The sequence below is a fragment of the Caenimonas terrae genome (assembly GCF_042655405.1).
Classification (GTDB): Bacteria; Pseudomonadota; Gammaproteobacteria; order Burkholderiales; family Burkholderiaceae_C; genus Ramlibacter; species Ramlibacter terrae_A.
Window position 1 is genome coordinate 117,425 of sequence record NZ_JBHSMF010000015.1, and the last position, 25,302, is coordinate 142,726.

Consider the following 25,302-nt stretch of genomic DNA (forward strand, 5'->3'; position numbering starts at 1 on the left):
ACTCGGCCGTCGGGGATAGAGGCGAAGAGCCTGTCTTGAGTAGTCCATTTGCCTACTTGACTCCCGTCAGCATGGGGTCAGTTTGGCGCAAGCCAGCGTTGGTTTGGCGTCAGAGCAGGGTCAGAGCGCCGCCGAAGAATTGCCGGCAAGCGCCCATCTCGGGCGCGCAGCAAAGGAGACCGTCCCATGGCCATTGCCGCCACAGCCGCCGCCGCCACTGCCCGGCCGATGTCCGCCGAAGAGAAGAGGTGATCTTCGCTTCCTCGCTCGGCACCGTGTTCGAGTGGTACGACTTCTACCTGGACGGATCGGTGGCGCCGATCATCGCCAAACAGTTCATTTCCGGCCTGGCCTGATCATGGGCCTGTCGACCTTCATCGTCGGCGTGCTGCCTTCCTATGCCGCGATCGGCGTGGCCGCACCGGCGGTGCTGATCGCGCTGCGGCTGCTGCAGGGGCTGGCGTTGGGCGGCGAGTACGGCGGCGCCGCGACCTATGTGGCCGAACATGGGCCGCAGGGCAAGCGCGGTGCGTATACGGGATGGATCCAGACCACCGCGACCGCGGGGCTGTTCCTGTCGCTGCTGGTGATCCTGGGCGTGCGCACCTCGCTGGGCGAAGCGGCGTCCGGCGACCGGGGCTGGCGCTTGCCCTTCCTGGTGTCGATCCTGCTGCTGGCGGTGTCGGTATGGATCCGCCTGACCATGAACGAATCGCCGGCCTTCCGCAAGATGAAGGCCGAAGGGCGCACCTCGAAGGCGCCGCTGACCGAGTCCTTCGGCCAGTGGAAGAACCTCAAGATCGTGATCCTGGCGCTGGTCGGCCTGACCGCCGGCCAGGCCGTGGTCTGGTACTCGGGCCAGTTCTACGCGCTGTTCTTCATGACCCAGGCGCTCAAGGTCGACAACGCCACCGCCAACATCATGGTGGCCGCCGCGCTGTTGATCGGCACGCCCTTCTTCATCGTGTCCGGCGCGCTGTCGGAGCTGGCCAACGCCTCGGTGAGCTACGACAACGTGGAAGCGCCGGCCGGCACGCCGGCCACCATCAAGATCGGCGAAACGGTGATTCCGAGCTACAGCAGCAAGGGACTGGGTGCCGTGATTGCCGGCGCGACCTTCGTGATCGGCACGCTGTTCATCCGGGAGACCAGGGACGTGGACATCTACGCCCGCGACTGAGCATCTCAGGTCCGGCGCGGCCCGCTTCGCGCGGGCTTTTTTGTTTCATTTCATGTCCGGGCCCGCAGTAACCCCAGGCCGGCGCCGATGGTGGGCGGTCCCTAGAATGTTCCGCCTCACTCAAGAAAAGACCAACTGAATGACCCAGGGACTGATCCGGATCCGCGGCGCCAGGCAGCACAACCTCAAGAACCTCGACCTCGACCTGCGCACCGGCGAACTCACGGTGGTGACGGGTCCCAGCGGCTCGGGCAAGTCGAGCCTGGTGTTCGACACCTTGTACGCCGAGGGCCAGCGCCGTTACGTCGAAACCTTCTCCGCCTACGCGCGCCAGTTCCTGGACCGCATGGACAAGCCGGCGGTGGACCGCGTGGACGGCGTGCCGCCGGCGATCGCGATCGACCAGACCAACCCGGTGCGCTCCTCGCGCTCCACCGTCGGCACGATGACGGAGCTCAACGACCACCTGAAGCTGCTGTTCGCCCGCGCCGCCAACCTGTTCGACCGCAAGACGGCGAAGGCCGTGCGGCACGACTCGCCGGAATCGATCTATGCGGAGCTGATGGCCCGCACCGCCGGCAGCGACCCGCGGCTGGTCGTGACCTTCCCGGTGGAATTGCCGGGCGGGACGACCGCCGAAGAGCTGGAGCAGTGGCTGGCCGCCAGCGGCTTCACCCGCGTGCAGGCGGAGCGCGAAGTTGCGACGCCGACCGGTCCCCGCAAAGTGCTGGACGTGGTCGCGGACCGCTTCCGCATCCAGGGCACCGAGCGGGCGCGGGCGCTGGAGGCGATCGAGGTGGCGCTCAAGCGCGGCGTCGGGCGGATGAGCGTCTACGTCGCTGAAATGGGGTCAGATCCCGATTCAGGACGCGGAGCAGCCGGCGACGGCAGCGCAACTTCGAAATCGGGCTCTGACCCCATTTCCCCCGCCAACGACATCTGGAAATTCTCCACCGGCCTGCACTGCCCCGACAGCGACATCCGCTACGCCGACCCGATCCCGTCGCTGTTCTCGTTCAACTCCGCGGTCGGCGCCTGCGAGACCTGCCGCGGCTTCGGCCGGGTGATCGGCGTCGACTACGGGCTGGTGATCCCCAACGACAAGCTGACGCTGCGCGCCGGCGCGATCAAGACCATCCAGACGCCGGCCTGGTCCGAAGCGCAGGACGACCTGATGAAGTACGCGGAGGCTGCCGGCATCCCGCGCGACACGCCCTGGTACAAGCTCACGCCCGACCAGCAGAAATGGGTGGTCCAGGGCAACCCGAACTACAAGGACGGCAACTGGAGCAAGCAGTGGTACGGCATCAAGCGCTTTTTCGAATACCTCGAAAGCAAGGCCTACAAGATGCACATCCGGGTGCTGCTGTCCAAGTACCGCAGCTACACGCCCTGCCACGTCTGCGAAGGCGCGCGCCTGAAGACCGAGAGCCTGCTGTGGCGCATCGGCAGCAAGGACGACGCCGATGCGGTGCTGGAGCCTGGCAAGCGCTTCATGCCGGCCGGCGTGGACTGGACGCGCGAGCAACTGGAGGCGCTGCCGGGCCTGTGCCTGCACGACCTGATGCTGATGCCGATCGACAAGCTGCGCAAGTTCTTCGACCGCATGACCGTTCGCCCTGAGCTTGCCCTTCGACAAGCTCAGGACGATCGGAAGTCAGGGGCTTCCCTTCGACAGGCTCAGGACGGGCTCGGCTCAGCCCGAACCGGTCAGGAAGAAGCCCTCAAGCTGTTGTTCGAGGAGATCACCACCCGCCTGAAGTACCTGGTCGACGTCGGCATCGGCTACCTCACGCTGGACCGGCAGAGCCGCACGCTGTCGGGCGGCGAGGTGCAGCGGATCAACCTGACCACCGCCCTGGGCACCTCGCTGGTCAACACGCTGTTCGTGCTGGACGAGCCCAGCATCGGCCTGCATCCGCGCGACATGAACCGGATCACGGAGGCGATGAAGCGCCTGCGCGACGCCGGCAACACGCTGGTGGTGGTGGAGCACGACCCGGCCGTGATGCTGGCGGCCGACCGCATGATCGACATGGGCCCCGGCCCCGGCGAGCGCGGCGGCCAGATCGTGTTCGACGGCACCACCGACCAACTGCGCCACGCGGACACGTTGACCGGCAACTACCTGGGCGGGCGCAAGCAGATCGGCATGGGCTTCAAGCGCGCCGTGGTCGATGCCACGCCGCGGCTGGTGCTGGAGGGCGCGCGCGAACACAACCTGAAGAACGTGACGGTGGAGTTTCCGCTGCAGCGGCTGGTCACCGTCACCGGCGTCAGCGGTTCCGGCAAGTCCAGCCTGATCCAGGACGTGCTGGCGCCGGCGCTGGCCCGCCACTTCGGCAAGGCCACGGAAACGCCGGGCCTGCACGACCGCATGCTGGGCGCCGACCACCTGAGCGACGTCGTGTTCGTCGACCAGTCGCCGATCGGCAAGACCGCGCGCTCCAACCCGGTGAGCTATGTGGGCGCCTGGGACGCGATCCGGGAAATCTTCGCCGGCGCGCCGCTGGCGCGGCAACGCGGCTACACCGGCGCCAAGTTCAGCTTCAATAGCGGCGACGGCCGCTGCCCCACCTGCGGCGGCTCCGGCTTCGAGCATGTGGAGATGCAGTTCCTGTCGGACGTCTACCTGCGCTGCCCGGACTGCGACGGCAAGCGCTACCGGCCGGAGATCCTGGAAGTGACGATCGAGCGGCAGCCGATCGGCGCCCTGCGGCCGCGTGCCTTGAACGTCGCCGACGTGCTCGATCTGACCGTGAGCGAGGCCGCCTCGCTGTTCGCCAACGACCGCGACGTGATCCGCGCGCTGCAGCCGATCGTCGACGTCGGCCTCGACTACGTGAAGCTGGGCCAGCCGGTGCCGACGCTGTCGGGCGGCGAGTCGCAGCGGCTCAAGCTGGCCGGCTTCCTGGCCGGCGCGGCCAAGACCGCGTCGAGCAGCCGGCAGGCGAAGGCCACGCGCGGCACGCTGTTCCTGTTCGACGAGCCGACCACCGGCCTGCACTTCGACGACATCGCCAAGCTGATGCGCGCACTGCGCAAGCTCATGGAGGCGGGCAACTCGATGATCATCATCGAGCACAACCTGGATGTGATCCGCTCCTCCGACTGGCTGATCGATCTCGGCCCCGAAGGCGGCGACGCCGGCGGCCTGGTGGTCGCCGAAGGCACGCCGGAGGACGTGAAGCTGCACGCCACTTCGCACACCGGCAAGGCGCTGCGGGAGTACGACAGCACGTTGGGAATGGGGACGTATGTTTCGGATGCAGAAGCAGAAACTCCGTTCGGGCTGAGCCTGTCGAAGCCCTCGCGAGCCCTTCCCTTCGACAAGCTCAGGGCAGGCTCAGCTCAGGGCCGGGTTGTGGCGCCCGATGCTTCGACAGGCTCAGCACGACCGGATTCGATCCAGATCGTCAACGCCCGCGAGCACAACCTCAGGTCGCTGTCGGTCGACATCCCGCACAACAAGTTCAGCGTGGTCACGGGCGTCTCGGGTTCGGGCAAGTCGACGCTGGCCTTCGACATCCTGTTCAACGAAGGCCAGCGCCGCTACCTCGAATCGCTCAACGCCTATGCCCGCAGCATCGTGCAGCCGGCCGGGCGGCCCGAAGTGGACGCGGTGTACGGGATCCCCCCGACAGTCGCCATCGAGCAGCGGCTCTCGCGCGGCGGGCGCAAGTCCACCGTCGGCACGACCACCGAGGTGTGGCACTTCCTGCGCCTGCTGTACGTGAAGCTGGGCACCCAGCATTGCGTTCACGACGGCGCCGAGGTGAAGCCGCAATCGGCCGACAGCATCGCGGCGCAGCTGATGAAGCGCTACAAGGGCCAGCACATCGGCCTGCTGGCGCCGCTGGTGATCAACCGCAAGGGCGTGTACACCGAGCTGGCGGACTGGGCGCGGCCGCGCGGCTACACCCACCTGCGGGTGGACGGAAACTTCCTGCCGACCACCGGCTTCCCGCGGATCGACCGCTTCAAGGAACACACCATCGAGCTGCCGGTGTGTGACCTCGACGTCACGCCGGCCAACGAAGCGCTGTTGCGCGAGAAGCTGGCCGAGGCGCTGGAGCACGGCAAGGGCGTCCTGCACGTGCTGGCGCCGCTGGACGGCCTGCGCGGCGCGTTCATCGCCGGCATCGACAAGCACCACCACATCGGCAAGATCGAGGTGTTCTCGGTGCGGCGGGCCTGTCCGGTCTGCAGCACCAGCTATCCGGAACTGGATCCACGCCTGTTCTCGTACAACAGCAAGCACGGCTGGTGCCAGGACTGCGTGGGCACCGGCGTCAAGCTGACCAAGGACCAGCGTGCGGTGTACGACGACACCATCCGCGACGATGCCGACAAGGGCCGCGAGCAGACCTTCGGCGAGCCGGAGGTGGAAGACGTGGCCGACGAAGCCTGCGCCACCTGCCACGGCAGCCGGCTGAACCTGCAGGCGCGCAACGTGCAGTTCGACCGGACCGGCATCGCCGAAGTGGCCGCGCTGTCGGTGGTGGACGTGCGGCGCTGGGTTGAGAGCCTGCAGGTCAAGGACGTGATGAGCGTGCGCGAGCAGGGCATCGCCCGCGACCTGATCCCCGAGATCCAGGGCCGGCTCGAGTTCCTGGAGGAAGTGGGGCTGGGCTATCTGACGCTGGACCGCGGCGCGCCCACGCTCTCGGGCGGGGAAGCACAGCGGATCCGGCTGGCGGCGCAGCTCGGCTCCAACCTGCAGGGCGTCTGCTACGTGCTGGACGAGCCGACCATCGGCCTGCATGCGCGCGACAACCAGATCCTGCTCAACGCGCTGCACAAGCTGGGCGAGAAGGGCAACACGCTGGTGGTCGTCGAGCACGACGAGGACACCATCCGCCGCGCCGACCACATCATCGACATCGGCCCCAGCGCCGGCAAGCGGGGCGGCCGGGTGGTGGCGCAGGGCAGTGTGCAGGACATCAGCGACGTCGAGGAGTCGGTGACGGGCCGCTACCTGCTGCACGCGATGAAGCATCCGGTGCAGCCCAGGCGCGATGTCGACCGCAAGGCGGAACGGCTGGAACTCAAAGGCGCTGACCTGCACAACCTGCGCAGCATCGACATCGACGTGCCGCTGCGGCGGCTGGTCGCGGTGACCGGCGTCTCCGGATCCGGCAAGTCCACGCTGGCGCGCGACGTGCTGCTGGTGAACGTGCAGGCCGCGGTGCAGCAGCGCTACACCAAGGCCGGCCGCGACGCCGACGCCAAGGGCAAGCATCCGGCCTGGGTCGGCTGCAAGGGGCTGGACGGCTACCAGGTGATCGACCGGGTGCTGGAGGTGGACCAGACGCCGATCGGCAAGACGCCGCGCTCCTGTCCGGCCACCTACATCGGCTTCTGGGACACCATCCGCAAGCTGTTCGCCGACACCTTGGAGGCGCGGGCGCGGGGCTACGGGCCGGGACGGTTCTCCTTCAACACCGGCGAAGGCCGCTGCCCCACCTGCGAGGGCCAGGGCATGCGCACCATCGGCATGAGCTTCCTGCCGGACGTGAAGATCCCCTGCGAGTCCTGCCACGGCGCGCGCTTCAATCCCGAGACGCTGGCCGTCACCTGGCGCGGCAAGAGCATCGGCGACGTGCTGCAGATGGAAGTGGACGAGGCGGTGGACTTCTTCGCCTCGATGCCCAACATCAGCCATCCGCTGCAGCTGCTCAAGGACGTGGGCCTGGGCTACCTCACGCTGGGCCAGCCGTCGCCGACGCTGTCGGGCGGGGAAGCGCAGCGGATCAAGCTGGTGACGGAACTGTCCAAGGTGCGCGACGACATCACGCGCCGGGGCCAGAAGCCGCCCCACACCTTCTACGTGCTGGACGAGCCGACGGTGGGCCTGCACATGGCCGACGTCGAGAAGCTGATCCGCGTGCTGCACCGGCTGGTGGACGGCGGCCACAGCGTGATGGTGATCGAGCACGACCTGGACGTGATCGCCGAAGCCGACTGGATCATCGACCTGGGCCCCGAGGGCGGCAACGCCGGCGGCAAGGTGGTGGCCCAGGCGCCGCCGGAAAAGGTGGTGAAGCTGGGTACGCACACCGGCGTGGCGCTGGGGCCGGTGCTGGCGCGGACGTGATTGTCATGCCGGGCTTGACCCGGGATGACAAGCTGCGCGCAAAGGCGCATTATTTTCAACCCACTCACAGGAGAACAACCATGCTTCGCATCAACGACACCGCCCCCAATTTCACGGCCCAGACCACCCACGGCCAGATCGACTTCCACAAGTGGATCGGCGACAGCTGGGCCGTGCTGTTCTCGCATCCCAAGGATTTCACGCCGGTCTGCACCACCGAGCTGGGCTACATGGCCAAGATCGAGCCGGAGTTCACCCGGCGCAACGTCAAGCTGATCGGCCTGTCGGTGGACCCGGTGGACAGCCACAGCAAGTGGCTGGGCGATATCGAGGAAACGCAGGGTGCCAAGGTCAACTATCCGATCATCGCGGACAGCGACCTGGCCGTCGCCAAGCTCTACAACATGCTGCCGGCCGACGAGCCGCCGACGGCCGACGGCCGCACCGCCGTCAACAACCAGACGGTGCGCTCGGTGTTCGTGGTCGGCCCCGATAAGAAGATCAAGCTGATGCTCACCTATCCGATGACCACCGGCCGCAACTTCGACGAGATCCTGCGCGTGCTCGATTCGATGCAGCTCACCGCCAAGCACCGCGTGGCGACGCCGGCCAACTGGAAGCAGGGCGAGGACGTGATCATCGCCGGCTCGGTCAGCGACGACGAGGCCAAGACGCTGTTTCCCGGCTACAAGGCGCTCAAGCCTTACCTGCGGGTCACTCCGCAGCCGAAGTAGGGCACCATCGCAGGCATGCTGACGATCTACAACGACCGGCATGCCCTGCACCAGGGCAGGTTCGAGATGTTCCGCGGCGAGCTGGTGCCCTGCTTCGAGGTGCCGGCCCGCGCCGACTTCGTGCTGCGGGAGCTGCAGCTGCGCGGGCTGGGCGCGATCGAAGGGCCGCAGGAACTTCCCGCCGTGGCGATCGCGCGCATCCATTCGCAGCGCTACCTGGACTTCCTGGCCGGCGCCTGGCAGGAGTGGGTGGCGCTCGATCCCGCCAATGCGAATCGCGATGCCCTTCCGTCCTATTGGCCGATCCGCAGCTTTCGCAGCGACGTGCTGCCCGCCAGCTTCTCCGCCCGCATGGGCCTGTTTTCGTTCGACGCCGGCAGCCCGCTGACCGCGGGTACCTGGGCCGCGGCGCGGGCCGGCGCGGCATGCGCCATCACCGCGGCGCGCAAGGTGCTGCAGGGCGAGCGCGCTGCCTTCGCGCTGACCCGGCCGCCGGGCCACCACGCCGGCATGGACTTCTTCGGCGGCTACTGCTTCCTGAACAACGCCGCGCTGGCGGCGCAGGCGCTCCGCGACGCGGGCCTGGAGCGGGTCGCGGTGCTGGACGTGGACTACCACCACGGCAACGGCACCCAGTCCATCTTCTACCAGCGCGCCGACGTGTTCTTCGCCAGCGTCCACTGCGATCCGCACACCGAATACCCGTACTTCCTGGGCTACGCCGACGAGCGCGGCGCCGGCGCCGGCGAGGGCTGCAACCTGAACCTGCCGCTGGCCCGCGGCAGCGGCTTTCCCCGGTGGCGCACCGCGCTGGCGCAGGCGCTGCGGGCGATCGCCGATTTCCGCGCCGACGCGCTGGTCGTCTCGCTGGGCGTGGACACCTTCGAGGGCGACCCGATCTCCGGCTTCGGCCTGCGCAGCGCGGACTACCTGGCCATCGGGGAGGACATCGCCGCCGCCGGATTGCCCACGGTGTTCGTGTTCGAGGGCGGCTATGCGGTGGCAGAAGTTGGCATCAACACCGTGAACGTGCTGGAAGGTTTCGGCCAGCGCGCCGGATGACATAGGATGGTCCCATGCTGATCCTGCCGGTCACCCGACTTGCCCAGGTCGCCGACGCCGGCGCCATCGCCGAGATGTCGCGCAGCTACATCGAACAGGGCCTGGGCTGGAGCTGGCGCGAGGGCCGTGTGCTGCGCGCCATCCGCGACCCCGCGACCAACGTCGCGGTGATGACCGAGTCGGAGGCCATCGTCGGCTTCGGCATCATGCAGTACTGGGAAGAGACGGCCCACCTGGCGCTGTTCGCCGTGCGTCCGAGCTACCGCAACCGCGGGCTGGGCAGCCGGCTGGTGAACTGGCTGGAGCAGCCGGCGCGGGTGGCCGGCATCGAACGGGTGCGGGTGGAAGCGCGCGCCGACAACGCCAAGGCCATCGCCTTCTACGGCCGGCTCGGCTTCGTGCCGATGCGCACCGTCAGCGGCTATTACGGCGGCGTCGTCGACGCGGTGCAACTGCAAAAGCAGCTGGTCACGCGTCCTTGATCCGGCGCGCGGGCGACGGCCTGTCACGGCCGAGCCTGGTTGCTGCGAAAATCCGGCGATGCCCAAGCACAAGCCCCTGGTCTGGCTGCCGGCCTGCCACCGCAACCTGGACCTGTCCGACCCGGGCGGCTACACCGTGCTGGCCGATCGCTATGCAGCCGCCGTCACCGCGCTGGGCCTGCAGCCGGTGCTCTTTCCGATGGCCGACGCGGCCGACGTGCCGGACCTGCTGGCGCTGGTGGACGGCGTGCTGCTCACCGGCTCGCCCTCGAACGTGGAAGCCACCCGCTTCGGTGCCGACGCCCTGCCCACCGACCTGCTTGACCCGCGCCGCGACGCGCTGACCATGGCCCTGGTGCCGGCTGCCATCGCGGCCGGGGTGCCGCTGTTGGGCGTCTGCCGCGGGCTGCAGGAAATGAACGTCGCCCTGGGCGGCAGCCTGCACCAGCGGGTGCATGCCGAGCCGGGGCTGATGGACCACCGCGAGCCCGACGACCCGGACCTGGCGGTGCAGTTCGCGACGCGGCATGAAGTCGCGCTCACGCCGGGCAGCGCTTTCGCCCAGTGGGCCGGCGCCACCCAGGCCAAGGTGAATTCGCTGCACGGCCAGGGCATCAAGCGCCTGGGCCGCGGGCTGATCGCGGAAGCGCTGGCGCCCGATGGCCTGATCGAAGGCGTCAGAGTGGAGGACGCGCCCGGCTTTGCTTTCGGCGTGCAATGGCATCCCGAATGGCGGCATGCCGAGAACCTGTTCTACCAGCGCAGCCTGGAGGCGTTCGCTGCGGCCTGCCGGAAGGAGCACGACAACAGGGGGACGCGATGAGCAACCAAGATGTGGCACGGCGATCGGTGCTGGTGAGCGGACTGGGCGTGGCCCTGGCAGCCTGCGGCGGCGGTGGCGGCGATGCACCAGCGCCTTCCCCGGGGCCCGCGCCTTCACCGGCGCCCACACCTGCACCGCCACCTACACCGGCGCCCACGCCCGCGCCCTCACCGCCGCCGGCGCAGGGCACCGTGACATTGGTGGCCGGCAGCCTCGAGGAGTTGCCTGACACGGCGGTCCGCAGCGACGCGGACGGCCCCGGCCCGCTGGCACGCTTTCGCTCTCCCGGTGGACTGGCGGTTGACGCAGCCGGCAACGTGTACGTCGCCGACACGATGAACCACACGATTCGCAAGATCTGGACCGACAACATGGTGACGCGGTTCGCCGGCGCGGTGCGGGTGCCGGGCAATGTCGACGGCTTCGTCGCGACCTTCAGTTTCCCGGCCGGCATCGGATTCGACGGCGCCGGCAACCTGTACGTGACCGACGGCTGGTCGGCGCAGGCGCTGAGCGGCAACGTCTGGTGGACTTGCGTGCGCAAGGTGTCGCCCGCGGCAGAGGTCGGCACCGTGCTGGTGATCAAGGCGCCGGACGTCATCCTCGGGCCGTCCATCGTGGTCGACGCGGCGGGCGGCTTCTGGTTCACGTACGGCGGCGCGGTGCGCCGGATCGATCAGGCCGGGGCATCCACCAATGTCACGGTGCCCGAACGTTCACGCGCCATCGCGAGCCTGGCTGTCGACAAGTCCGGCACGGTCTACATCGGCGACCAGAACACCATCAGCAAGGTCGTGCCGGGGCAGCCTGAAGTGGTGCTGGCCGGCACCGGGACGGTGGGCTATGCCGACGGCGCGGGGAGCCAGGCGCGCTTCGATTTCTACCAGCCGGGTGTCCTGAACATGTCGGCGCTGATGACCAGCATGGTGGTGGACAGCGCCGGGACCCTGTATGTCGCGGACACCAACAACCGGGTGATCCGCCGCATCACCCCCGCAGGCGTGGTCTCCACAGTCTCAACGCTGCCGTTCGCCTTCGCGTCGCCGCCGCGCGGGCTGGCGCTGGCAGGCGACAAGACACTCTTCGTGACGAGCGCGAACGCCGTGCTGCGGATCGACCTGGCCTAACTTGCGGGGGCGTTGCCCGTGCGCACGGTGCTCAGGATCGACCTGCGCTGAGGATCGCTTGCGCCACTTCGGCGAAACCGGCGCCGCGCTCGCTCGGCGTGACGTATTCGGGCGGATGGCTCAACTCCGCTTCGAAGCGCCGGATGTTGGCCACGCCGACGCTGTGCGGGAAGTGCTCGAACATCAGCACGTCGTTGGTCGAATCGCCCACGTACACCCAGCGCCCGATCTCGGCGTCCAGCTCCCGGCCGAACAGCTCGCGCACGATCCAGCGCGCGCCGGCCAGCTTGTTGTGCTCGCCGATCCAGCCGTTGATGTGGATCGAGCTGACGGTGGCGTTCAGGCCCTCGGCGCGCATCAGCTTCACCACCTGCGCGATCGCCTGCGGCGGCAGGTGGACGAATTCGCTGTGGTCGATGGCGATGTCGGTTTCCCGGCCCGGGCTGTCGGTCGAGACGTTGGCGCCGGGGATTTCCTCGACGATGCGGCGCGCCACCCGCTGCATGCGCGCGTAGTTGGCGCTGCGCAGCGCGTCGTCCTGCTGGTAGATCTTGCGCAGGCCCGGGGCTGCGCCGGTGGAGGAATGGATCAGCGCCACCGCGCCGTTCTCCGCCACGATCGCATCCACCGGCCAGTCGCGCGCGAACGGCTCGCTCCAGCCGGCCGGGCGGCCGGTGATCGGGATCACGTGCAGGCCCGCCCCGTGCAGCGCGGCCAGCGCGCGCAGGGCGTCGGCGGTGACGGCGCCTTCGGTGGTCAGGGTGTCGTCGATGTCGGTGAAGACGCCGACCAGTTGCCGCCGCTGCGCGGCCGGCCAGAGTTGCAGCGGCTTCATGCGCGCCGTCAGGCCTGCAGCGCCAGGCCGGCGTGCTCGCGCAGCAGGTGGAAATGGATCTTCGGGAAGCGCTCCTGCGCCAGCCGCACGTCGTACGGCGAGGTGCACAGGAAGGCCAGCGCGTTGGCCGCATCGCGCGCCATCCGGGCCGGATAGGCGTCCATGAAGGCGCGCAGTTCGGCCGGCGTGTCGGCCGTGATCCAGCGGGCGCCGGTGTACTGGCAGCCCTCCAGCCGGATGTCGGCGTCGTACTCGGACTTCAGGCGATGCTGCACCACCTCGAACTGCAGCTGGCCGACGGCGCCCAGCAGCATCGCGCCGCCCATCTCGGGGCGGAACACCTGGATCGCGCCCTCTTCGCCCAGCTGGGCCAGGCCCTGCTGCAGCTGCTTGGTGCGCAGCGGATTCTTCAGCAGCACCGTCATGAACAGTTCGGGCGCGAAGAAGGGCAGGCCGGTGAACTGCAGGTTGGCGCCGTCGGTGATGGTGTCGCCCAGCTGCACGCCGCCGTGGGTGGTGAAGCCGATGATGTCGCCGGCATAGGCCTCGTCCACCGCCTCGCGCCGCTGCGACAGGAAGGTGACGACCGAGGTCGGGCGCAGTTCCTTGGCGGTGCGCTGCACCTTGAGCTTCATGCCGGGCGTGTACTTGCCCGAGGCCATGCGCACGAAGGCGATGCGGTCGCGGTGGTTGGCGTCCATGTTGGCCTGCACCTTGAACACCACGCCGGAGAAATCCGGGTCTTCCGGATGGACCTCGCGCACCACCGGCTCCTTGTTGACGACCAGCTTGCTGACGCGGGGCTGCGGCGGCGGCGCCAGGTCCACCAGCGCTTCCAGCACTTCCATCACGCCGAAGTTGTTGACGCCCGAGCCGAAGAACACCGGCGTCTGCTTGCCGGCCAGGAAGGCCTCGTGGTCCCAGGTGGGCGAGGCGCCGATGGCCAGTTCCATACTCTGTTCGGCGGTCTCGAATTCGTGGCCGAAGCGCTGGATCAGGTTCTCGCGGTCGGTCAGCGGCACCGTCTCGAAGTCCTGCGGCAGCCGCTCGGAGCCGGACTCGAACACCGTCATCGCATGGGTGCGCAGGTTCATGATGCCGCCGAAGGTCTTGCCCTGGCCGACCGGCCAGGTCATCGGCACGCAGGCCATGCCCAGCTCGCGCTCCACTTCGTCCAGGATGTCCAGCGGGTCGCGCACCTCGCGGTCCATCTTGTTGACGAAGGTGATGATGGGCGTGTTGCGCTGGCGGCAGACCTCGATCAGGCGCCTCGTCTGGGCCTCCACGCCGTTGGCGGCGTCGATCACCATCAGCGCCGAGTCCACCGCCGTCAGCACGCGGTAGGTGTCTTCCGAGAAATCCTTGTGCCCGGGCGTGTCCAGCAGGTTGATCACGTGGTCGCGGTACAGCATCTGCATCACCGACGATGCGACGGAGATGCCGCGCTGCTTCTCGATCTCCATCCAGTCCGAGGTGGCGTGGCGCGAGGCCTTGCGCGCCTTCACCGACCCGGCGATCTGGATCGCGCCGGAGAACAGCAGCAGCTTTTCCGTCAGCGTGGTCTTGCCGGCGTCGGGGTGCGAAATGATGGCAAAGGTGCGGCGGCGCCGGGTTTCGGCGGCAAAGGGGGAGGCGGACAAGGGAGGACTCCGGGGACGGCAAATCGGGCTGAGTTGCAAACCGTTTCAGCCAGCCCCGTATTGTGCCGCCTGGGTGTAGCCTCGGCAGGAATGGGAAAAGTGGCCGGACCGGAACTGCTGAAAGTGGGGGGGCGCGAGATCGCCATCTCGAATCCCGGGAAAGTGCTGTTTCCGGACGCAAGGCTCACCAAGCTCGATCTGGTGCGCTATTACCTGGCGGTGGCGCCCGGCGCGCTGCGCGGGGCCGGCGGCCGGCCCAACGTGCTGGTGCGCTACCCGGACGGGGTGGGCGGCGAGTTCTTCTTCCAGAAGCGGGCGCCGGCCAACCGGCCGGACTGGCTGGAGGTGGCGACCATCCGCTTTCCGTCCGGCAATGTGGCGCAGGAGGTGGTGCCGCGCGAGGCCGCGGCGCTGGCCTGGATGGCCAACCTGGGCTGCATCGAGTTGCACCCGCACCCGGTGCGCGCCGACGACCTGGACCACCCGGACGAACTGCGGGTGGACCTCGATCCGGTGCCGGGCGTCGAATGGAAGCAGATCCGCGAGGTGGCCGCGGTCGCCCACGAGGTGCTGCACGAGCATGGCCTGGTCGGCTGGCCCAAGACCTCGGGCTCGCGCGGCATCCATGTCATCGTGCGGATCGAGCGCCGCTGGAGCTTCGACCAGGTGCGGCGCGCCGCGCTGGCGCTGGCCCGCGAGGTGGAGCGGCGGGCGCCCGGGCTCGCCACCAGCAAGTGGTGGAAGGAAGAGCGCCACGGGGTGTTCGTCGATTACAACCAGAATGCCAAGGACCGGACCGTGGCCTCGGCCTATTCGGTGCGGCCCAAGCCCGATGCGCGGGTCTCGGCGCCAGTGACCTGGGAGGAACTGCGGCGCTGCGACCCGGCGGACTTCACGATGCTGACGGTGCCGGCCCGCTTCAAGGCGATCGGCGATCCGCATGAGGGCATCGACGTGGCGGCCGGCTCGCTGGAGCGGCTGCTGGAGCTGTCGGCGCAACAGGAAGCGGCCGGCGACGGCGATGCGCCCTGGCCGCCGCACTACCGCAAGCAGGCCGGCGAGCCGACCCGCGCTGCGCCATCCAGCCGCAAGGCCAGGCCGCTGGTGGAGATCGGCCGCTCGGCCAAGCTGGAGGAAGCGATGGCGGGGCTGGAACGCTGGAAGGAACGCCATCCGAAGGCGGCGGCGCACCTGGAGCCGGCCGATGTGCTGGTGGACCGCATGCGGGGCAGCTCGTCGCTGTGGACGCGCATCCGCGTGAACCTGGAGCACGTGCCGGCGCGGCTGCGGCCGAAGCAGGAGGCGCTGGATCCGGATGCCGCGCCGCGCGAGAACGACACGGCCGCCCACAGGAAAAAGGCCAAGGCTGACGCGGCCGGGAAGCACTGAGGCAGGGGCCGGGCGCGGCCCCGGCGACAATCGGCGCATGGGGAGGAGCCTGTGTCGCTGAAGTCCTGGGTGGCAATTTTTCGTGCCGATGCGCAGTCCATGGCGCGCCGGCCCATGGTGATCGAGGGCGCGCGCGAGGCCGTCCCGATGGCGATCGGCATCGGGGCCTGGGGCCTGGTGGCGGGCGTGGCGATGGCCAAGAGCGGCATGGGCCTGCCGCTGGCGATCTTCATGTCGGTCATCGTCTATGCCGGTTCGGCCCAGATCGCGGCCTTGCCGCTGATCGCGGCGGGGGCGCCGATCTGGGTCGTGTGGGCCACGACGCTGTGCGTCAGCCTGCGCTTCCTGGCCTACAGCTTCCACTACCGGCCCTACTTCGCGCACCTGCCGCGCGGACGGCGCATCGCGCTGAGCTTCCTGATGGGCGACACCAACTTCGCGCTGTTCATGCGGCGCTTCCCGGAGCTGGTGCCCGGCCCCAGGCACGAGGACTATTTCCTGGGCAGCGCCCTGCTCACTTTCGGCGTCTGGCAGGTGGCCATCATCACCGGAATCGTTGCCGGCCACGTCATCCCGACGGCTTGGGGCCTCGGTTTCGCGGGGACGATGGCGCTGCTCGCGCTGACCTGCACGCAGTTGCGCGAGCCGTCCACCTGGGTGGCCGCGATCGTGGCCTGCTGCGCGGCGGTGGCAGCGTATGCCTTGCCGCTGAAGCTGAACATCCTGGTGGCGATCGCCGCTGCCGTCGCCTTCGGCGTGCTGGCCGACCATGCCCGGGCCGCGCGCAAGGGGGCGATGCCATGAGCCCGCTGGAGATCTTCTGGACGGCGCTGGGCATGGCCCTGATCGCGCTCCTGTGCCGCTCGTTCTTCCTGCTGCCGAACGAGGAACTGCCGATGCCGCGCTGGCTGCGCGAGGGGCTGCGCTACGCACCGACGGCCGCCCTGGCCGCGGTGGTCGCTCCGGAGCTGGTGATGTCGCAGGGCCACCTGATCGACACCTGGCGCGATCCGCGCATCTTCGGCGCCCTGGCGGGGCTGGCCTTCTACGCGTGGCGGCGCAGCCTGTTCGGCACCATCGTCTGCGGCACCGGCGTCATGCTGGCATTGCGCTTCGGCCTGGGCTGGTGAGGCAGCTCACTTCTTGCCGGCCCCGAACACCCGCGCCAGCTCGAACGGCGTCGTCACCTCCAGCTGGTCGTAGCGGCAGTCCGCCGGCTGCTTGTCCTCGCGCCAGCGCAGGAACTGCGTCGCATGACGGAAGCGGTCACCCTGCAGATGGTCGTACTTGACCTCGCAGACCCGTTCGGGCCGCACCGGCTCCCAGCTCAGGTCCTTGCCGGCGCTCCAGCGCGACTTCGCGCCCGGCATGCGGTCGGCGTCGCCGGCTGCGGCGGTCGCCCAGTCCTTCCACGGGTGATCCTGCATCGCGTTCTTGCGCAGGTGCTCCAGTTCGTCGGCCAGCTGCCGCCGCATCTCCATGGTGAAGGCCGAGGTCACGCCCACGTGCTGCAGCACGCCGGCGTCGTTGTACAGGCCCAGCAGCAGCGAGCCGACGGCGTCGCGCGTTTCCTTGTACCAGCGAAAGCCGGCCACCACGCAATCCGCGGTGCGCGCATGCTTGATCTTGAACATGGCCCGCTTGCCGGGCTGGTAGGGCGCATCGGCCGGCTTGGCCATCACGCCGTCCAGGCCGGCGCCCTCGAAGCGCACCAGCCAGTCGGCTGCGGTAGCGCGGTCCTGCGTCATCGGCGTGAGGTACACCGGCGGCCTGACCGAGCCGAGCAGCTGCTCCAGCCGCGTGCGCCGCTCGCTTTGCGGCAGCGCCATCACGCTCTTGCCGCCGGCGGCGATCAGGTCGAAGGCGATGAAGGAGGCGGGCGTTTCCTGCGCCAGCCGGGCCACCCGCGAAGCGGCCGGGTGCAGTCGCTGCTGCAGGGCGTCGAAGTCCAGCCCGCCGCCGGTGGCGACGACGATCTCGCCGTCGATCACGCAGCCGCGCGGCAGGAGCTCGCCCAGCGCCTTGGCCAGCTCGGGAAAGTAGCGGTCCAGCGGCCGCAGGTCGCGGCTCTGGATCACCACTTCGCCGGCCTTGCGGAACACGATGGCGCGAAAGCCGTCCCATTTCGGCTCGAACAGGAAGCCTTCCCCATTCGGGAGCTCGTCGGCCACCTTGGCCAGCATGGGCTCGATCGGGGGCGAGAGAACGGTTGAGGTAGTAGCCATGGAGAATTTTTACCGGTCTTCGTGCCCAGCGGTGCAGGCGGCGTTCCTGCGGCCGGGTCATCCGTTTTCCTATAAAATCCAGCCATCCGAGGAGCGTTGCAGCGCCGCAAAGGCGTGAGGCTCGGGTTCCATCCGCAACGACGCTCGCCCACGTTTCCGTGTGGTGAGCCTCCAATCTCCCCCTGAAGCGTGGTCCGTGGACCAGTCTTATTGCCGAAAGAGGAAACATGAACGCCGTTCTCAAGACCACCGCCCCTGCCGACACCGCCATCGCCGACATCTCGCTGGCCGCCTGGGGCCGCAAGGAAATCCGCATCGCCGAAACCGAGATGCCCGGGCTGATGTCCATCCGCTCGGAATACGCCAAGAGCCAGCCCCTGAAGGGTGCGCGCATCACCGGCTCGCTGCACATGACGATCCAGACCGCGGTCCTGATCGAGACGCTGCAGGCCCTGGGCGCCAATGTGCGCTGGGCTTCCTGCAACATCTTCTCGACCCAGGACCACGCCGCTGCCGCCATCGCCGCCGGCGGCACGCCGGTGTTCGCCGTCAAGGGCGAGTCGCTGGAAGACTATTGGGATTACACCCACCGCATCTTCGACTTCGGCGCCAAGGGCGCGGCCGGCGAAGGCCCCAACATGATCCTGGACGACGGCGGCGACGCCACCCTGCTGATGCACCTGGGCCAGCGCGCCGAGAAGGATGCCTCCCTGGTTGCCGGCAACGGCGGCAGCGAGGAAGAGCGCATCCTGTTCGCCGCCATCCGCAAGAAGCTGGGCGAGGACTCGACCTGGTACAGCCGCAAGGCCAAGGAAATCATCGGCGTCACCGAAGAGACCACCACCGGCGTGCACCGCCTCAACGAGATGTCGGCCAAGGGCACGCTGCTGTTCCGCGCCATCAACGTCAACGACTCGGTGACCAAGAGCAAGTTCGACAACCTGTACGGCTGCCGCGAATCGCTGGTGGACGGCATCAAGCGCGCCACCGACGTGATGATCGCCGGCAAGGTCGCCTGCGTGGCCGGTTACGGCGACGTCGGCAAGGGTTCGGCCCAGGCCCTGCGCGCGCTGTCGGCCCAGGTCTGGGTGACCGAGATCGACCCGATCAACGCCCTGCAGGCCGCGATGGAAGGCTACAAGGTCGTGACCATGGAATATGCCGCCGACAAGGCCGACATCTTCGTGACCACCACCGGCAACAAGAGCGTGATCCGCCACGAGCACATGGCCGCCATGAAGGACCAGGCGATCGTCTGCAACATCGGCCACTTCGACAACGAGATCGACGTCGCCTCGATCGAGAAGTACGAGTGGGAAGAGATCAAGCCGCAGGTGGACCACATCACCTTCCCGGACGGCAAGAAGATCATCCTGCTGGCCAAGGGGCGGCTCGTGAACCTGGGCTGCGGCACCGGCCACCCCAGCTTCGTCATGAGCTCGTCGTTCGCCAACCAGACGATCGCCCAGATCGAGCTGTTCACCAAGCAGGACCAGTACGAAGCGGGCAAGGTCTACGTGTTGCCCAAGCACCTGGACGAGAAGGTGGCGCGCCTGCACCTGGAGAAAGTCGGCGCCATGCTGACCGAGCTGACCGACGAACAGGCCGCCTACATCGGCGTCAGCAAGAACGGGCCGTACAAGGCCGACACGTACCGGTACTGAACGGTTTGCGCGTCGACCAACTCCTCGTCGAACGCGGCCTCGCGAGCTCGCGCTCGCAGGCCCAGCGGCTGATCGCTGCCGGCGTCCAGTGGCGCCTGCCGCCGGCCGGCTGGAAGGCCGTGGGCAAGAACGGCGACGAGGTGCCGGACGAAGCGGAGATCGAGTTGCTGGACGCAGCGGAGGCGCGCTACGTTTCGCGCGGCGGCCTCAAGCTGGAGGCGGCGCTCAAGACGGCCGGCATCGACGTGCAGGGCAGGCACTGCCTGGACGTCGGCCAGTCCACCGGCGGCTTCACCGATTGCCTGCTGCAGCAGGGCGCTGCGCAGGTGGTGGGGATCGACGTCGGCTCCGCCCAGCTGCATGCCAACATCCGCGCCGATGAACGGGTGGTCTGCGTCGAACAGCTCAACGCGCGCAACCTGGATGCCGCGGCCTGGATCGCAGGGGACGAGCGGCCGGAGCAGGCGCCGGCGCAGTTCGACCTGGTGGTCGCCGACCTGTCGTTCATCTCGCTGACGCTGGTGCTGCCGGCGATCGCGCCGCTGGGCAAGCCCGGCGCCGATTTCCTGCTGCTGGTCAAGCCGCAGTTCGAGCTGCAGCCGGCGCAGATCGGCAAGCACGGCCTGGTCAAGGACCCGGCGTCCTATGCGGTGGTGGAGCAGCGCATCCGCGAGGCCTGCGCCGCGCTCGGACTGCAGGTGAAGGCCTGGTTCGACAGCGCCATCACCGGCGGCGACGGCAACCGCGAATTCTTCGTTCACGCGACGGCGCCGTGAACAGGAGCAGTGCAATGACATTCCCGGTCAGTTTCGAATTCTTTCCGCCCAAGACGCCCGAGGGCGCCGCCAAGCTGCGCGTCGCGCGCCGGGCGCTTTACACGGCCAAGCCGGAGTTCTGCTCGGTGACCTACGGCGCCGGCGGTTCGACGCAGGACGGCACCTTCGGCACGGTGGCGGAGATCCTGGAGGAGGGCGTGCGCGCCGCCTCGCACTTCTCCTGCATCGGCGCCACCCGGGCCACGGTGCGCGAGCAGCTGGCCCGGCTCAAGTCCATGGGCGTCAAGCAGCTGGTGGCGCTGCGCGGCGACCTGCCCAGCGGCTACGGCACCGGCGGCGAGTTCACCTACGCCAGCGACCTGGTGGCCTTCATCCGGGCCGAAACCGGCAGCGATTTCCGCATCGAGGTCGCGTGCTATCCGGAGATCCATCCGCAGGCGCGGTCGGCCGACGCCGACCTGCAGGCCTTCGCGGCCAAGGTGCGGGCCGGCGCCGATTCGGCCATCACCCAGTACTTCTACAACAGCGATTCGTACTTCCGGTTCGTCGAGGATGCGAAGCGCGCCGGCGCCGACATCCCGGTGGTGCCCGGCGTCATGCCAATCACCAGCTCGACCCAGCTGCTGCGCTTTTCCGACGCCTGCGGCGCCGAGATCCCGCGCTGGATCCGGCTGCGGCTGCAGGGCTACGGCGACGACTCGGCATCGATTCGCGCCTTCGGCCTGGACGTCGTGACGCAGCTGTGCGAGCGGCTGCGCACGGGCGGTGCCCCGGGCCTGCACTTTTACACGATGAACCAGTCGGCCGCGACGCTGGAAATCTGCCGGAGGCTTCCGCTGTGAGGCGGCTGGCCGCACTGATGGCCCTGGCCTGTGCCTGCTCGTGCGCGCTGGCGCAGGAACAGCAACAGGACCAGCCGCAGGACCAACTGCAGGACCAACTGCAGCAGCCGGCCGCCGTCGCCGCTGCCGAGCTCGCCGGGCCGCCGGTGCCCGAAAGCGCTGCGCCGCTCGGCGTGGTCAAGCGGCTGGAAACCGGAATCGCCTCCTGGTACGGCAAGCAGTTCCATGGCCGCAAGACCGCCAACGGCGAGCGTTTCGACATGGACGCGCTGACGGCGGCCCATCCCAAGCTGCCGTTCGGCAGCTGGGTCCGGGTGCGCGACCTGGTCAGCGGCCGCAGCGTCGACGTGCGGATCAACGACCGCGGCCCGCACATCAAGCAGCGCGTCATCGACCTGAGCCGTGCTGCCGCGCGTGCGCTCGGCCTGGGCGGCACCCACCAGGTGGAGCTCACGCTGCTGGACAAGCACCCTCGCTGACGGCTCAGCGCTCGTCGTAGCTGACGGTCAGCGTGGACGTCAGCGGGCGGGCCTGGCAGGTGAGCACGAAGCCCTGTTCGATTTCCGCCGGCTCCAGCGTGTAGTTGCGCTCCATCTCGGCGCGGCCCTCGAGGATGCGGGCCCGGCAGGTGCAGCAGACGCCGCCCTTGCAGGAGTAGGGCAGGTCCAGTCCGGCTTCGAGCGCGACGTCCAGCACGCGGTCCTGCGGTCCCATGGCCAGCGAATGGGTCTTGCCATCGAGCACCACCTGCAGCCGCGTCGGCGCCTGCGCAGCTCCCGCAGCGTGGCTGGCTGCCGCAGCGGCGGGCCGGGGTGCCGGCGCCGCCAGCGCGCCATCGGGATGGAAGCGCTCGGCATGCACGCGTTCGGGCGCCAGCCCCGCGGCCAGCAATGCGGCCTGGGCCGCGTCGATCATGCCCTCCGGCCCGCACAGGAAGGCCTCGTCGATGGCGGCGACCGGCAGCAGCGTGCGCAGCAGTTCGTCCACCTTCGCTTGGTCGATCCGGCCATTGAGCAGCGCCGTTTCCTGCGGCTGCCGCGACAGCAGGTGCAGCAGCGTCAGGCGCGCCGGATAGCGGTCCTTCAGGTCCTGCAGCGCTTCGTTGAACATGATGGTGTTCATCCGTTGGTTGCCGTAGACCAGCGTGAAGCTGGAATCGGGTTGCTGCTCCAGCGTGCTCGCGATGATGGACAGCAGCGGCGTGATGCCGGAACCGGCCGCGAAGCCCACGCGGTGGCGCGCTGCGGCCACTTTCGGCGTGAAGCGCCCCTGGGGCGGCAGCACTTCCACGCTTTCTCCCGCCTGCAGGGCCTGCACCGCCCAGCGCGAGAAGCGGCCGCCGTCCACCGGCTTGATGCCGACCTCGATCTCGCCGTCGCGCAGGAAGCGCTGCCGGGGACTGCAGATCGAATAGCTGCGGCGCTCCTCCTTGCCGTCCAGCGTGGTGCGCAGGGTGAGGAACTGCCCCGGCAGGAAATCGAACTCGGCGCGCAACGCCGCCGGCACCGCGAATGTGATGGCGACGGCACCGGCGGCTTCGGGGCTGACGCGCGCGATGCGCAGTGGATGGAAATGGACGGCCATGGGATGCGCGCTGCGCCTAGTACGGCTTGAAATAATCGAAGGGCTCCAGGCAGTCCAGGCACTTGTAGAGCGCCTTGCATGCGGTGGAGCCGAAGTGGGAGGTCTCGGTGGTGTTGGCGCTGCCGCAATGCGGACAGGCGATGGCGCCGGCCGGCCGCGGCGGCTGGAAGCGCAGCACGTGCTGTGAAGAGGGAACCGCATGGGGCGGCGCGATGCCGAAGGCGCGCAGCTTTTCCCGGCCCGCTTGGCTCATCCAGTCGGTGGTCCAGGCCGGCGCCAGCCGGGTGACCACCTCGGCGCGCAGGCCGGCCGCCGCCAGGGCGGCGCGCACGTCGTCCCCGATCTGTTCCATCGCGGGGCAGCCGCTGTAAGTCGGGGTCAGCACGACTTCGAGCGTGCCGCCCCGCTCGTTGATCTCACGCAGGATGCCCAGCTCGCGGATCGAGACGACCGGAATCTCGGGGTCGGGAACCTGCTCCAGCAGGGCCCAGGCGCGGTCGACGCAGCTCACCATGTCGCGCCGGGATGCTGGCGCGCCAGGCTCTGCATCTCGCCCAGCAGGTAGCCCAGGTGTTCCGAATGCAGGCCCTGCTTGCCGCGCGGAAGATAACCGTGGCCGGCCGGCCGGCGCAGCGTGGCCTGCGCCAGGGCGGCGTCGAGTTCGCTATCCCAAGCGGGGCGCAACGCGAGCGGATCGGCGCCGGTGCCGTCGGCAATCGCTGCGGCTTCGTCGGCGGAGACGGTCCAGAATTCCTGGGTGTAGGGCAGCAGGTGGTCCAGCGCCGCCTGCGCCCGGGCGTGCGATTCGTCGGTGCCGTCGCCCATCCGCACCAGCCAGTCGCGCGAATGCCGCAGGTGGTACTTCACTTCCTTGAGCGCCCGGGCGGCGATGGCGGCCAGCTGGGCGTCGCGCGACGACTGCAGCGCCTCCCACTGCCGCAGCGCGAAGGCGCCGTAGAGGAAGTTGCGCACGATAGTGGTTGCGTAATCGCGCGGCGCCACCGCCGTGCCGGCCAGCGGCCCGTGGTGCGGCAGCTCCAGCAGCGTGAAGTTGCGAAACTCCTGCTGGTCGCGAAAGTAGGCCAGGCTGTCTTCGGTGGCGCCGTCGCCCTGCACCGCTGCCGCGTGCTGGTACAGCATGCGGGCCTGGCCGATCAGGTCCAGGCTGATGTTGGCCATCGCGATGTCTTCTTCCAGCACCGGACCGTGGGCGCACCACTCGGCGTTGCGCTGGCCCAGCACCAGCGCGTTGTCGGCCAGGTGCAGCAGGTAGCCCGGGGGTGCCGTCGTCGCGGCCATCACATGTGGCCGACGTCGTCGGGAATCTCGTAGAAGGTCGGGTGGCGGTAGATCTTGTCGGCGGCCGGGTCGAAGAATTCGCCCTTGTCGTCCGGCTGGCTTGCCGTGATCAGTGCCGACGGCACCACCCAGATGCTCACGCCTTCCTGGCGCCGCGTATAGACGTCGCGCGCCATCTGCAGCGCCTGTTGCGCGTCCACCGCGTGCAGGCTGCCGCAGTGCTTATGCTCCAGGCCCTGCTTGCTGCGGATGAAGACTTCCCACAAGGGCCATTCGCCACCCGTTCGGGCCGGGCCGGTCGAAGCCTTGGCGAGCCCGTCGCCAGGCTCAGGGCGAACGGACGCCGTTGTCATGCTGCTTCCTTCAACGCGCGCGCCTGCTGCTTGCGCGCATGCGCCAGCGCCGCATCGCGCACCCACTGCCCTTCCCGGTGCGCCTGCACGCGGGTGGCCAGCCGCTCCTTGTTGCAGGGGCCGTTGCCGTTGACCACCGCCCAGAAGTCGTCCCAGTCGATCGCGCCGTAGTCGTGGTGGCCGCGCTCCTCGTTCCACTTCAGGTCGGGGTCGGGCAGGGTCACGCCCAGGATCGCGGCCTGCGGCACGGTGGCGTCGACGAACTTCTGGCGCAGGTCGTCGTTGCTGATGCGCTTGATGCCCCAGCGCATGCCGAGCGCGCTGTTCGGGCTGTCGGCATCGGGCGGCCCGAACATCGCCAGCACCGGCCAGTACCAGCGGTTGACGGATTCCTGCACCATCGCGCGCTGGGCCGCCGTGCCCTTCATCATGGCCATCAGGTTCTCGTAGCCCTGGCGCTGGTGGAAGCTTTCTTCCTTGCAGATGCGGATCATCGCCCGCGCGTACGGCCCGTAGGAGCAGCGGCAGATCGGCACCTGGTTCATGATGGCCGCGCCGTCGACCAGCCAGCCGATCACGCCGACGTCGGCCCAGGTGAGGGTCGGGTAATTGAAGATCGAGCTGTACTTGGCCTTGCCCGCATGCAATGCGTCCAGCAGCGCGTCGCGGCTCACGCCCAGCGTCTCGGCCGCCGAATAGAGATAGAGGCCGTGGCCGCCTTCGTCCTGCACCTTGGCCAGCAGGATTGCCTTGCGCTTGAGGGACGGCGCGCGCGAGATCCAGTTGCCCTCGGGCTGCATGCCGATGATCTCGCTGTGGGCGTGCTGGCTGATCTGCCGCACCAGCGTCTTGCGGTAGGCCTCGGGCATCCAGTCCTGGGGCTCGATCCTGGCGTCGGCATCGATCCTGGCATCGAAGGCCTGCTGCAGCGCATCGGCCCGCGGCACCAGCCCGGCAGGGCCCGGCTGGCCATCCGGAACGTCCATGGCTTGCGTGTACATGCGGCGGATTATAGACATTCACCGACCGATCGGTCGGTGAATGCGCGGTTTCGCCGGCCCGTCCCCGGAGCGGCGCCCGGAGATTCGCCCTCCTTTGGCGAAAAACATGCAACAAACATGATCCGAAATGCGGGTGTCGGGGCGCCGACCGCGCGGCGCGGATCGGGCTCAGGACCCCGAAACGGCCGG

At 68.8% G+C, this 25,302-nt stretch carries 21 protein-coding genes, 1 pseudogene and 1 riboswitch; of the genes and pseudogenes, 14 read left to right on the top strand and 8 right to left on the bottom strand.

All coding sequences use genetic code 11. The features are described 5' to 3' along the window. Positions 1-186 precede the first annotated feature (186 nt). The 7 genes and pseudogenes from ACFPOE_RS22520 to ACFPOE_RS22550 all read left to right on the top strand — a co-directional run. A pseudogene (locus ACFPOE_RS22520) lies at positions 187-985 on the top strand (MFS transporter); the annotation flags it as partial. A gap of 334 nt (positions 986-1,319) precedes the next feature. After that, the gene (gene uvrA, locus ACFPOE_RS22525) at positions 1,320-7,277 is read left to right on the top strand and encodes an excinuclease ABC subunit UvrA (protein ID WP_376852587.1); all 5,958 of its coding nucleotides are present in this window, start codon (positions 1,320-1,322) and stop codon (positions 7,275-7,277) included. 80 nt (positions 7,278-7,357) lie between these two features. Beyond that, positions 7,358-8,011 carry a peroxiredoxin gene (locus ACFPOE_RS22530; RefSeq protein WP_376852588.1) on the top strand — a complete coding sequence of 218 codons (654 nt, stop codon included), beginning with the start codon at positions 7,358-7,360 and terminating at the stop codon, positions 8,009-8,011. Between the two features lie 15 nt (positions 8,012-8,026). Next, positions 8,027-9,073 (top strand): histone deacetylase family protein, encoded by a 1,047-nt coding sequence (locus tag ACFPOE_RS22535; RefSeq protein ID WP_376852589.1) that lies wholly within the window; start codon positions 8,027-8,029, stop codon positions 9,071-9,073. Between the two features lie 14 nt (positions 9,074-9,087). Then, positions 9,088-9,555, top strand: a complete 468-nt coding sequence (locus ACFPOE_RS22540) for a GNAT family N-acetyltransferase (protein ID WP_376852590.1) — start codon at positions 9,088-9,090, stop codon at positions 9,553-9,555. 58 nt (positions 9,556-9,613) lie between these two features. After that, complete coding sequence (locus ACFPOE_RS22545; RefSeq protein ID WP_376852591.1) at positions 9,614-10,378, top strand: gamma-glutamyl-gamma-aminobutyrate hydrolase family protein; 765 nt, start codon at positions 9,614-9,616, stop codon at positions 10,376-10,378. 191 nt (positions 10,379-10,569) lie between these two features. After that, entirely contained in the window at positions 10,570-11,505 is a 936-nt protein-coding gene (locus tag ACFPOE_RS22550; RefSeq protein ID WP_376852592.1) for an NHL repeat-containing protein, read from the top strand. A 31-nt stretch (positions 11,506-11,536) separates the two neighbouring features. Here ACFPOE_RS22550 and ACFPOE_RS22555 read toward each other — a convergent pair whose 3' ends face one another. After that, the gene (locus ACFPOE_RS22555) at positions 11,537-12,340 is read right to left on the bottom strand and encodes an HAD-IIB family hydrolase (protein ID WP_376852593.1); all 804 of its coding nucleotides are present in this window, start codon (positions 12,338-12,340) and stop codon (positions 11,537-11,539) included. 8 nt (positions 12,341-12,348) lie between these two features. Beyond that, entirely contained in the window at positions 12,349-13,980 is a 1,632-nt protein-coding gene (locus ACFPOE_RS22560) for a peptide chain release factor 3 (RefSeq protein WP_376852594.1), read from the bottom strand. Positions 13,981-14,079: 99 nt separating this feature from the next. Here ACFPOE_RS22560 and ligD point away from each other — a divergent pair, with 99 nt between their 5' ends. From ligD to ACFPOE_RS22575, 3 genes are all read left to right on the top strand, one after another. Continuing rightward, positions 14,080-15,369, top strand: coding sequence for a non-homologous end-joining DNA ligase (gene ligD / locus ACFPOE_RS22565; protein ID WP_376852595.1), 1,290 nt, complete (start codon positions 14,080-14,082; stop codon positions 15,367-15,369). Between the two features lie 69 nt (positions 15,370-15,438). After that, a complete protein-coding gene (locus ACFPOE_RS22570; protein WP_376852596.1) occupies positions 15,439-16,173 on the top strand; it encodes an AzlC family ABC transporter permease in 735 nt (244 codons plus the stop codon). After that, complete coding sequence (locus ACFPOE_RS22575) at positions 16,170-16,499, top strand: AzlD domain-containing protein (protein WP_376852597.1); 330 nt, start codon at positions 16,170-16,172, stop codon at positions 16,497-16,499. The genes ACFPOE_RS22570 and ACFPOE_RS22575 overlap by 4 nt, the downstream gene beginning before the upstream one ends. Positions 16,500-16,505: 6 nt before the next feature. On the opposite strand, the gene ACFPOE_RS22580 is transcribed toward ACFPOE_RS22575, so the two are convergent. Next, entirely contained in the window at positions 16,506-17,594 is a 1,089-nt protein-coding gene (locus tag ACFPOE_RS22580; protein WP_376852598.1) for an ATP-dependent DNA ligase, read from the bottom strand. Positions 17,595-17,676: 82 nt separating this feature from the next. After that, positions 17,677-17,747, top strand: a riboswitch (S-adenosyl-L-homocysteine riboswitch). A 74-nt stretch (positions 17,748-17,821) separates the two neighbouring features. Between ACFPOE_RS22580 and ahcY the strand changes: the two genes are divergently transcribed. Genes ahcY through ACFPOE_RS22600 form a run of 4 tightly spaced genes read left to right on the top strand, consistent with a single transcriptional unit; the run spans position 17,822 to position 21,355 of the window. Continuing rightward, positions 17,822-19,258: an adenosylhomocysteinase gene (gene ahcY, locus ACFPOE_RS22585; protein WP_376852599.1), complete on the top strand. Its 1,437-nt coding sequence runs from the start codon at positions 17,822-17,824 to the stop codon at positions 19,256-19,258. Positions 19,259-19,263: 5 nt separating this feature from the next. Beyond that, a complete protein-coding gene (locus tag ACFPOE_RS22590) occupies positions 19,264-20,034 on the top strand; it encodes a TlyA family RNA methyltransferase (RefSeq protein WP_376852600.1) in 771 nt (256 codons plus the stop codon). A 14-nt stretch (positions 20,035-20,048) separates the two neighbouring features. Then, positions 20,049-20,876, top strand: coding sequence for a methylenetetrahydrofolate reductase [NAD(P)H] (gene metF / locus ACFPOE_RS22595; protein WP_376852601.1), 828 nt, complete (start codon positions 20,049-20,051; stop codon positions 20,874-20,876). A 17-nt stretch (positions 20,877-20,893) separates the two neighbouring features. Further along, entirely contained in the window at positions 20,894-21,355 is a 462-nt protein-coding gene (locus ACFPOE_RS22600; protein ID WP_376852602.1) for a septal ring lytic transglycosylase RlpA family protein, read from the top strand. 4 nt (positions 21,356-21,359) lie between these two features. Here the strand turns inward: ACFPOE_RS22600 and paaE are convergent, their stop codons facing one another. From paaE to paaA, 5 genes are read right to left on the bottom strand one after another with little or no spacing between them, the layout of a single operon-like run. Further along, positions 21,360-22,460, bottom strand: coding sequence for a 1,2-phenylacetyl-CoA epoxidase subunit PaaE (paaE, locus tag ACFPOE_RS22605; RefSeq protein ID WP_376852603.1), 1,101 nt, complete (start codon positions 22,458-22,460; stop codon positions 21,360-21,362). A gap of 16 nt (positions 22,461-22,476) precedes the next feature. Next, positions 22,477-22,974 carry a 1,2-phenylacetyl-CoA epoxidase subunit PaaD gene (gene paaD / locus ACFPOE_RS22610; RefSeq protein ID WP_376852604.1) on the bottom strand — a complete coding sequence of 166 codons (498 nt, stop codon included), beginning with the start codon at positions 22,972-22,974 and terminating at the stop codon, positions 22,477-22,479. Further along, positions 22,968-23,759, bottom strand: coding sequence for a 1,2-phenylacetyl-CoA epoxidase subunit PaaC (gene paaC, locus ACFPOE_RS22615; protein ID WP_376852605.1), 792 nt, complete (start codon positions 23,757-23,759; stop codon positions 22,968-22,970). The genes paaD and paaC overlap by 7 nt, the downstream gene beginning before the upstream one ends. Further along, a complete protein-coding gene (gene paaB / locus ACFPOE_RS22620; protein ID WP_376852606.1) occupies positions 23,759-24,112 on the bottom strand; it encodes a 1,2-phenylacetyl-CoA epoxidase subunit PaaB in 354 nt (117 codons plus the stop codon). Before paaB ends, paaC begins: the two co-directional genes overlap by 1 nt. Further along, positions 24,109-25,113: a 1,2-phenylacetyl-CoA epoxidase subunit PaaA gene (gene paaA, locus ACFPOE_RS22625; RefSeq protein WP_376852607.1), complete on the bottom strand. Its 1,005-nt coding sequence runs from the start codon at positions 25,111-25,113 to the stop codon at positions 24,109-24,111. Before paaA ends, paaB begins: the two co-directional genes overlap by 4 nt. Positions 25,114-25,302 lie beyond the last annotated feature (189 nt).

Bases quoted from the DNA above. Each gene is read 5' to 3' on its own strand.
- uvrA (WP_376852587.1), top strand. From the start codon at position 1,320: ATGACCCAGGGACTGATCCGGATCCGCGGCGCCAGGCAGCACAACCTC.
- ACFPOE_RS22530 (WP_376852588.1), top strand. From the start codon at position 7,358: ATGCTTCGCATCAACGACACCGCCCCCAATTTCACGGCCCAGACCACC.
- ACFPOE_RS22535 (WP_376852589.1), top strand. From the start codon at position 8,027: ATGCTGACGATCTACAACGACCGGCATGCCCTGCACCAGGGCAGGTTC.
- ACFPOE_RS22540 (WP_376852590.1), top strand. From the start codon at position 9,088: ATGCTGATCCTGCCGGTCACCCGACTTGCCCAGGTCGCCGACGCCGGC.
- ACFPOE_RS22545 (WP_376852591.1), top strand. From the start codon at position 9,614: ATGCCCAAGCACAAGCCCCTGGTCTGGCTGCCGGCCTGCCACCGCAAC.
- ACFPOE_RS22555 (WP_376852593.1), bottom strand. From the start codon at position 12,340: ATGAAGCCGCTGCAACTCTGGCCGGCCGCGCAGCGGCGGCAACTGGTC.
- ACFPOE_RS22575 (WP_376852597.1), top strand. From the start codon at position 16,170: ATGAGCCCGCTGGAGATCTTCTGGACGGCGCTGGGCATGGCCCTGATC.
- ACFPOE_RS22580 (WP_376852598.1), bottom strand. From the start codon at position 17,594: ATGGCTACTACCTCAACCGTTCTCTCGCCCCCGATCGAGCCCATGCTG.
- ahcY (WP_376852599.1), top strand. From the start codon at position 17,822: ATGAACGCCGTTCTCAAGACCACCGCCCCTGCCGACACCGCCATCGCC.
- metF (WP_376852601.1), top strand. From the start codon at position 20,049: ATGACATTCCCGGTCAGTTTCGAATTCTTTCCGCCCAAGACGCCCGAG.
- ACFPOE_RS22600 (WP_376852602.1), top strand. From the start codon at position 20,894: ATGGCCCTGGCCTGTGCCTGCTCGTGCGCGCTGGCGCAGGAACAGCAA.
- paaE (WP_376852603.1), bottom strand. From the start codon at position 22,460: ATGGCCGTCCATTTCCATCCACTGCGCATCGCGCGCGTCAGCCCCGAA.
- paaD (WP_376852604.1), bottom strand. From the start codon at position 22,974: ATGGTGAGCTGCGTCGACCGCGCCTGGGCCCTGCTGGAGCAGGTTCCC.
- paaC (WP_376852605.1), bottom strand. From the start codon at position 23,759: ATGGCCGCGACGACGGCACCCCCGGGCTACCTGCTGCACCTGGCCGAC.
- paaB (WP_376852606.1), bottom strand. From the start codon at position 24,112: ATGACAACGGCGTCCGTTCGCCCTGAGCCTGGCGACGGGCTCGCCAAG.
- paaA (WP_376852607.1), bottom strand. From the start codon at position 25,113: ATGTACACGCAAGCCATGGACGTTCCGGATGGCCAGCCGGGCCCTGCC.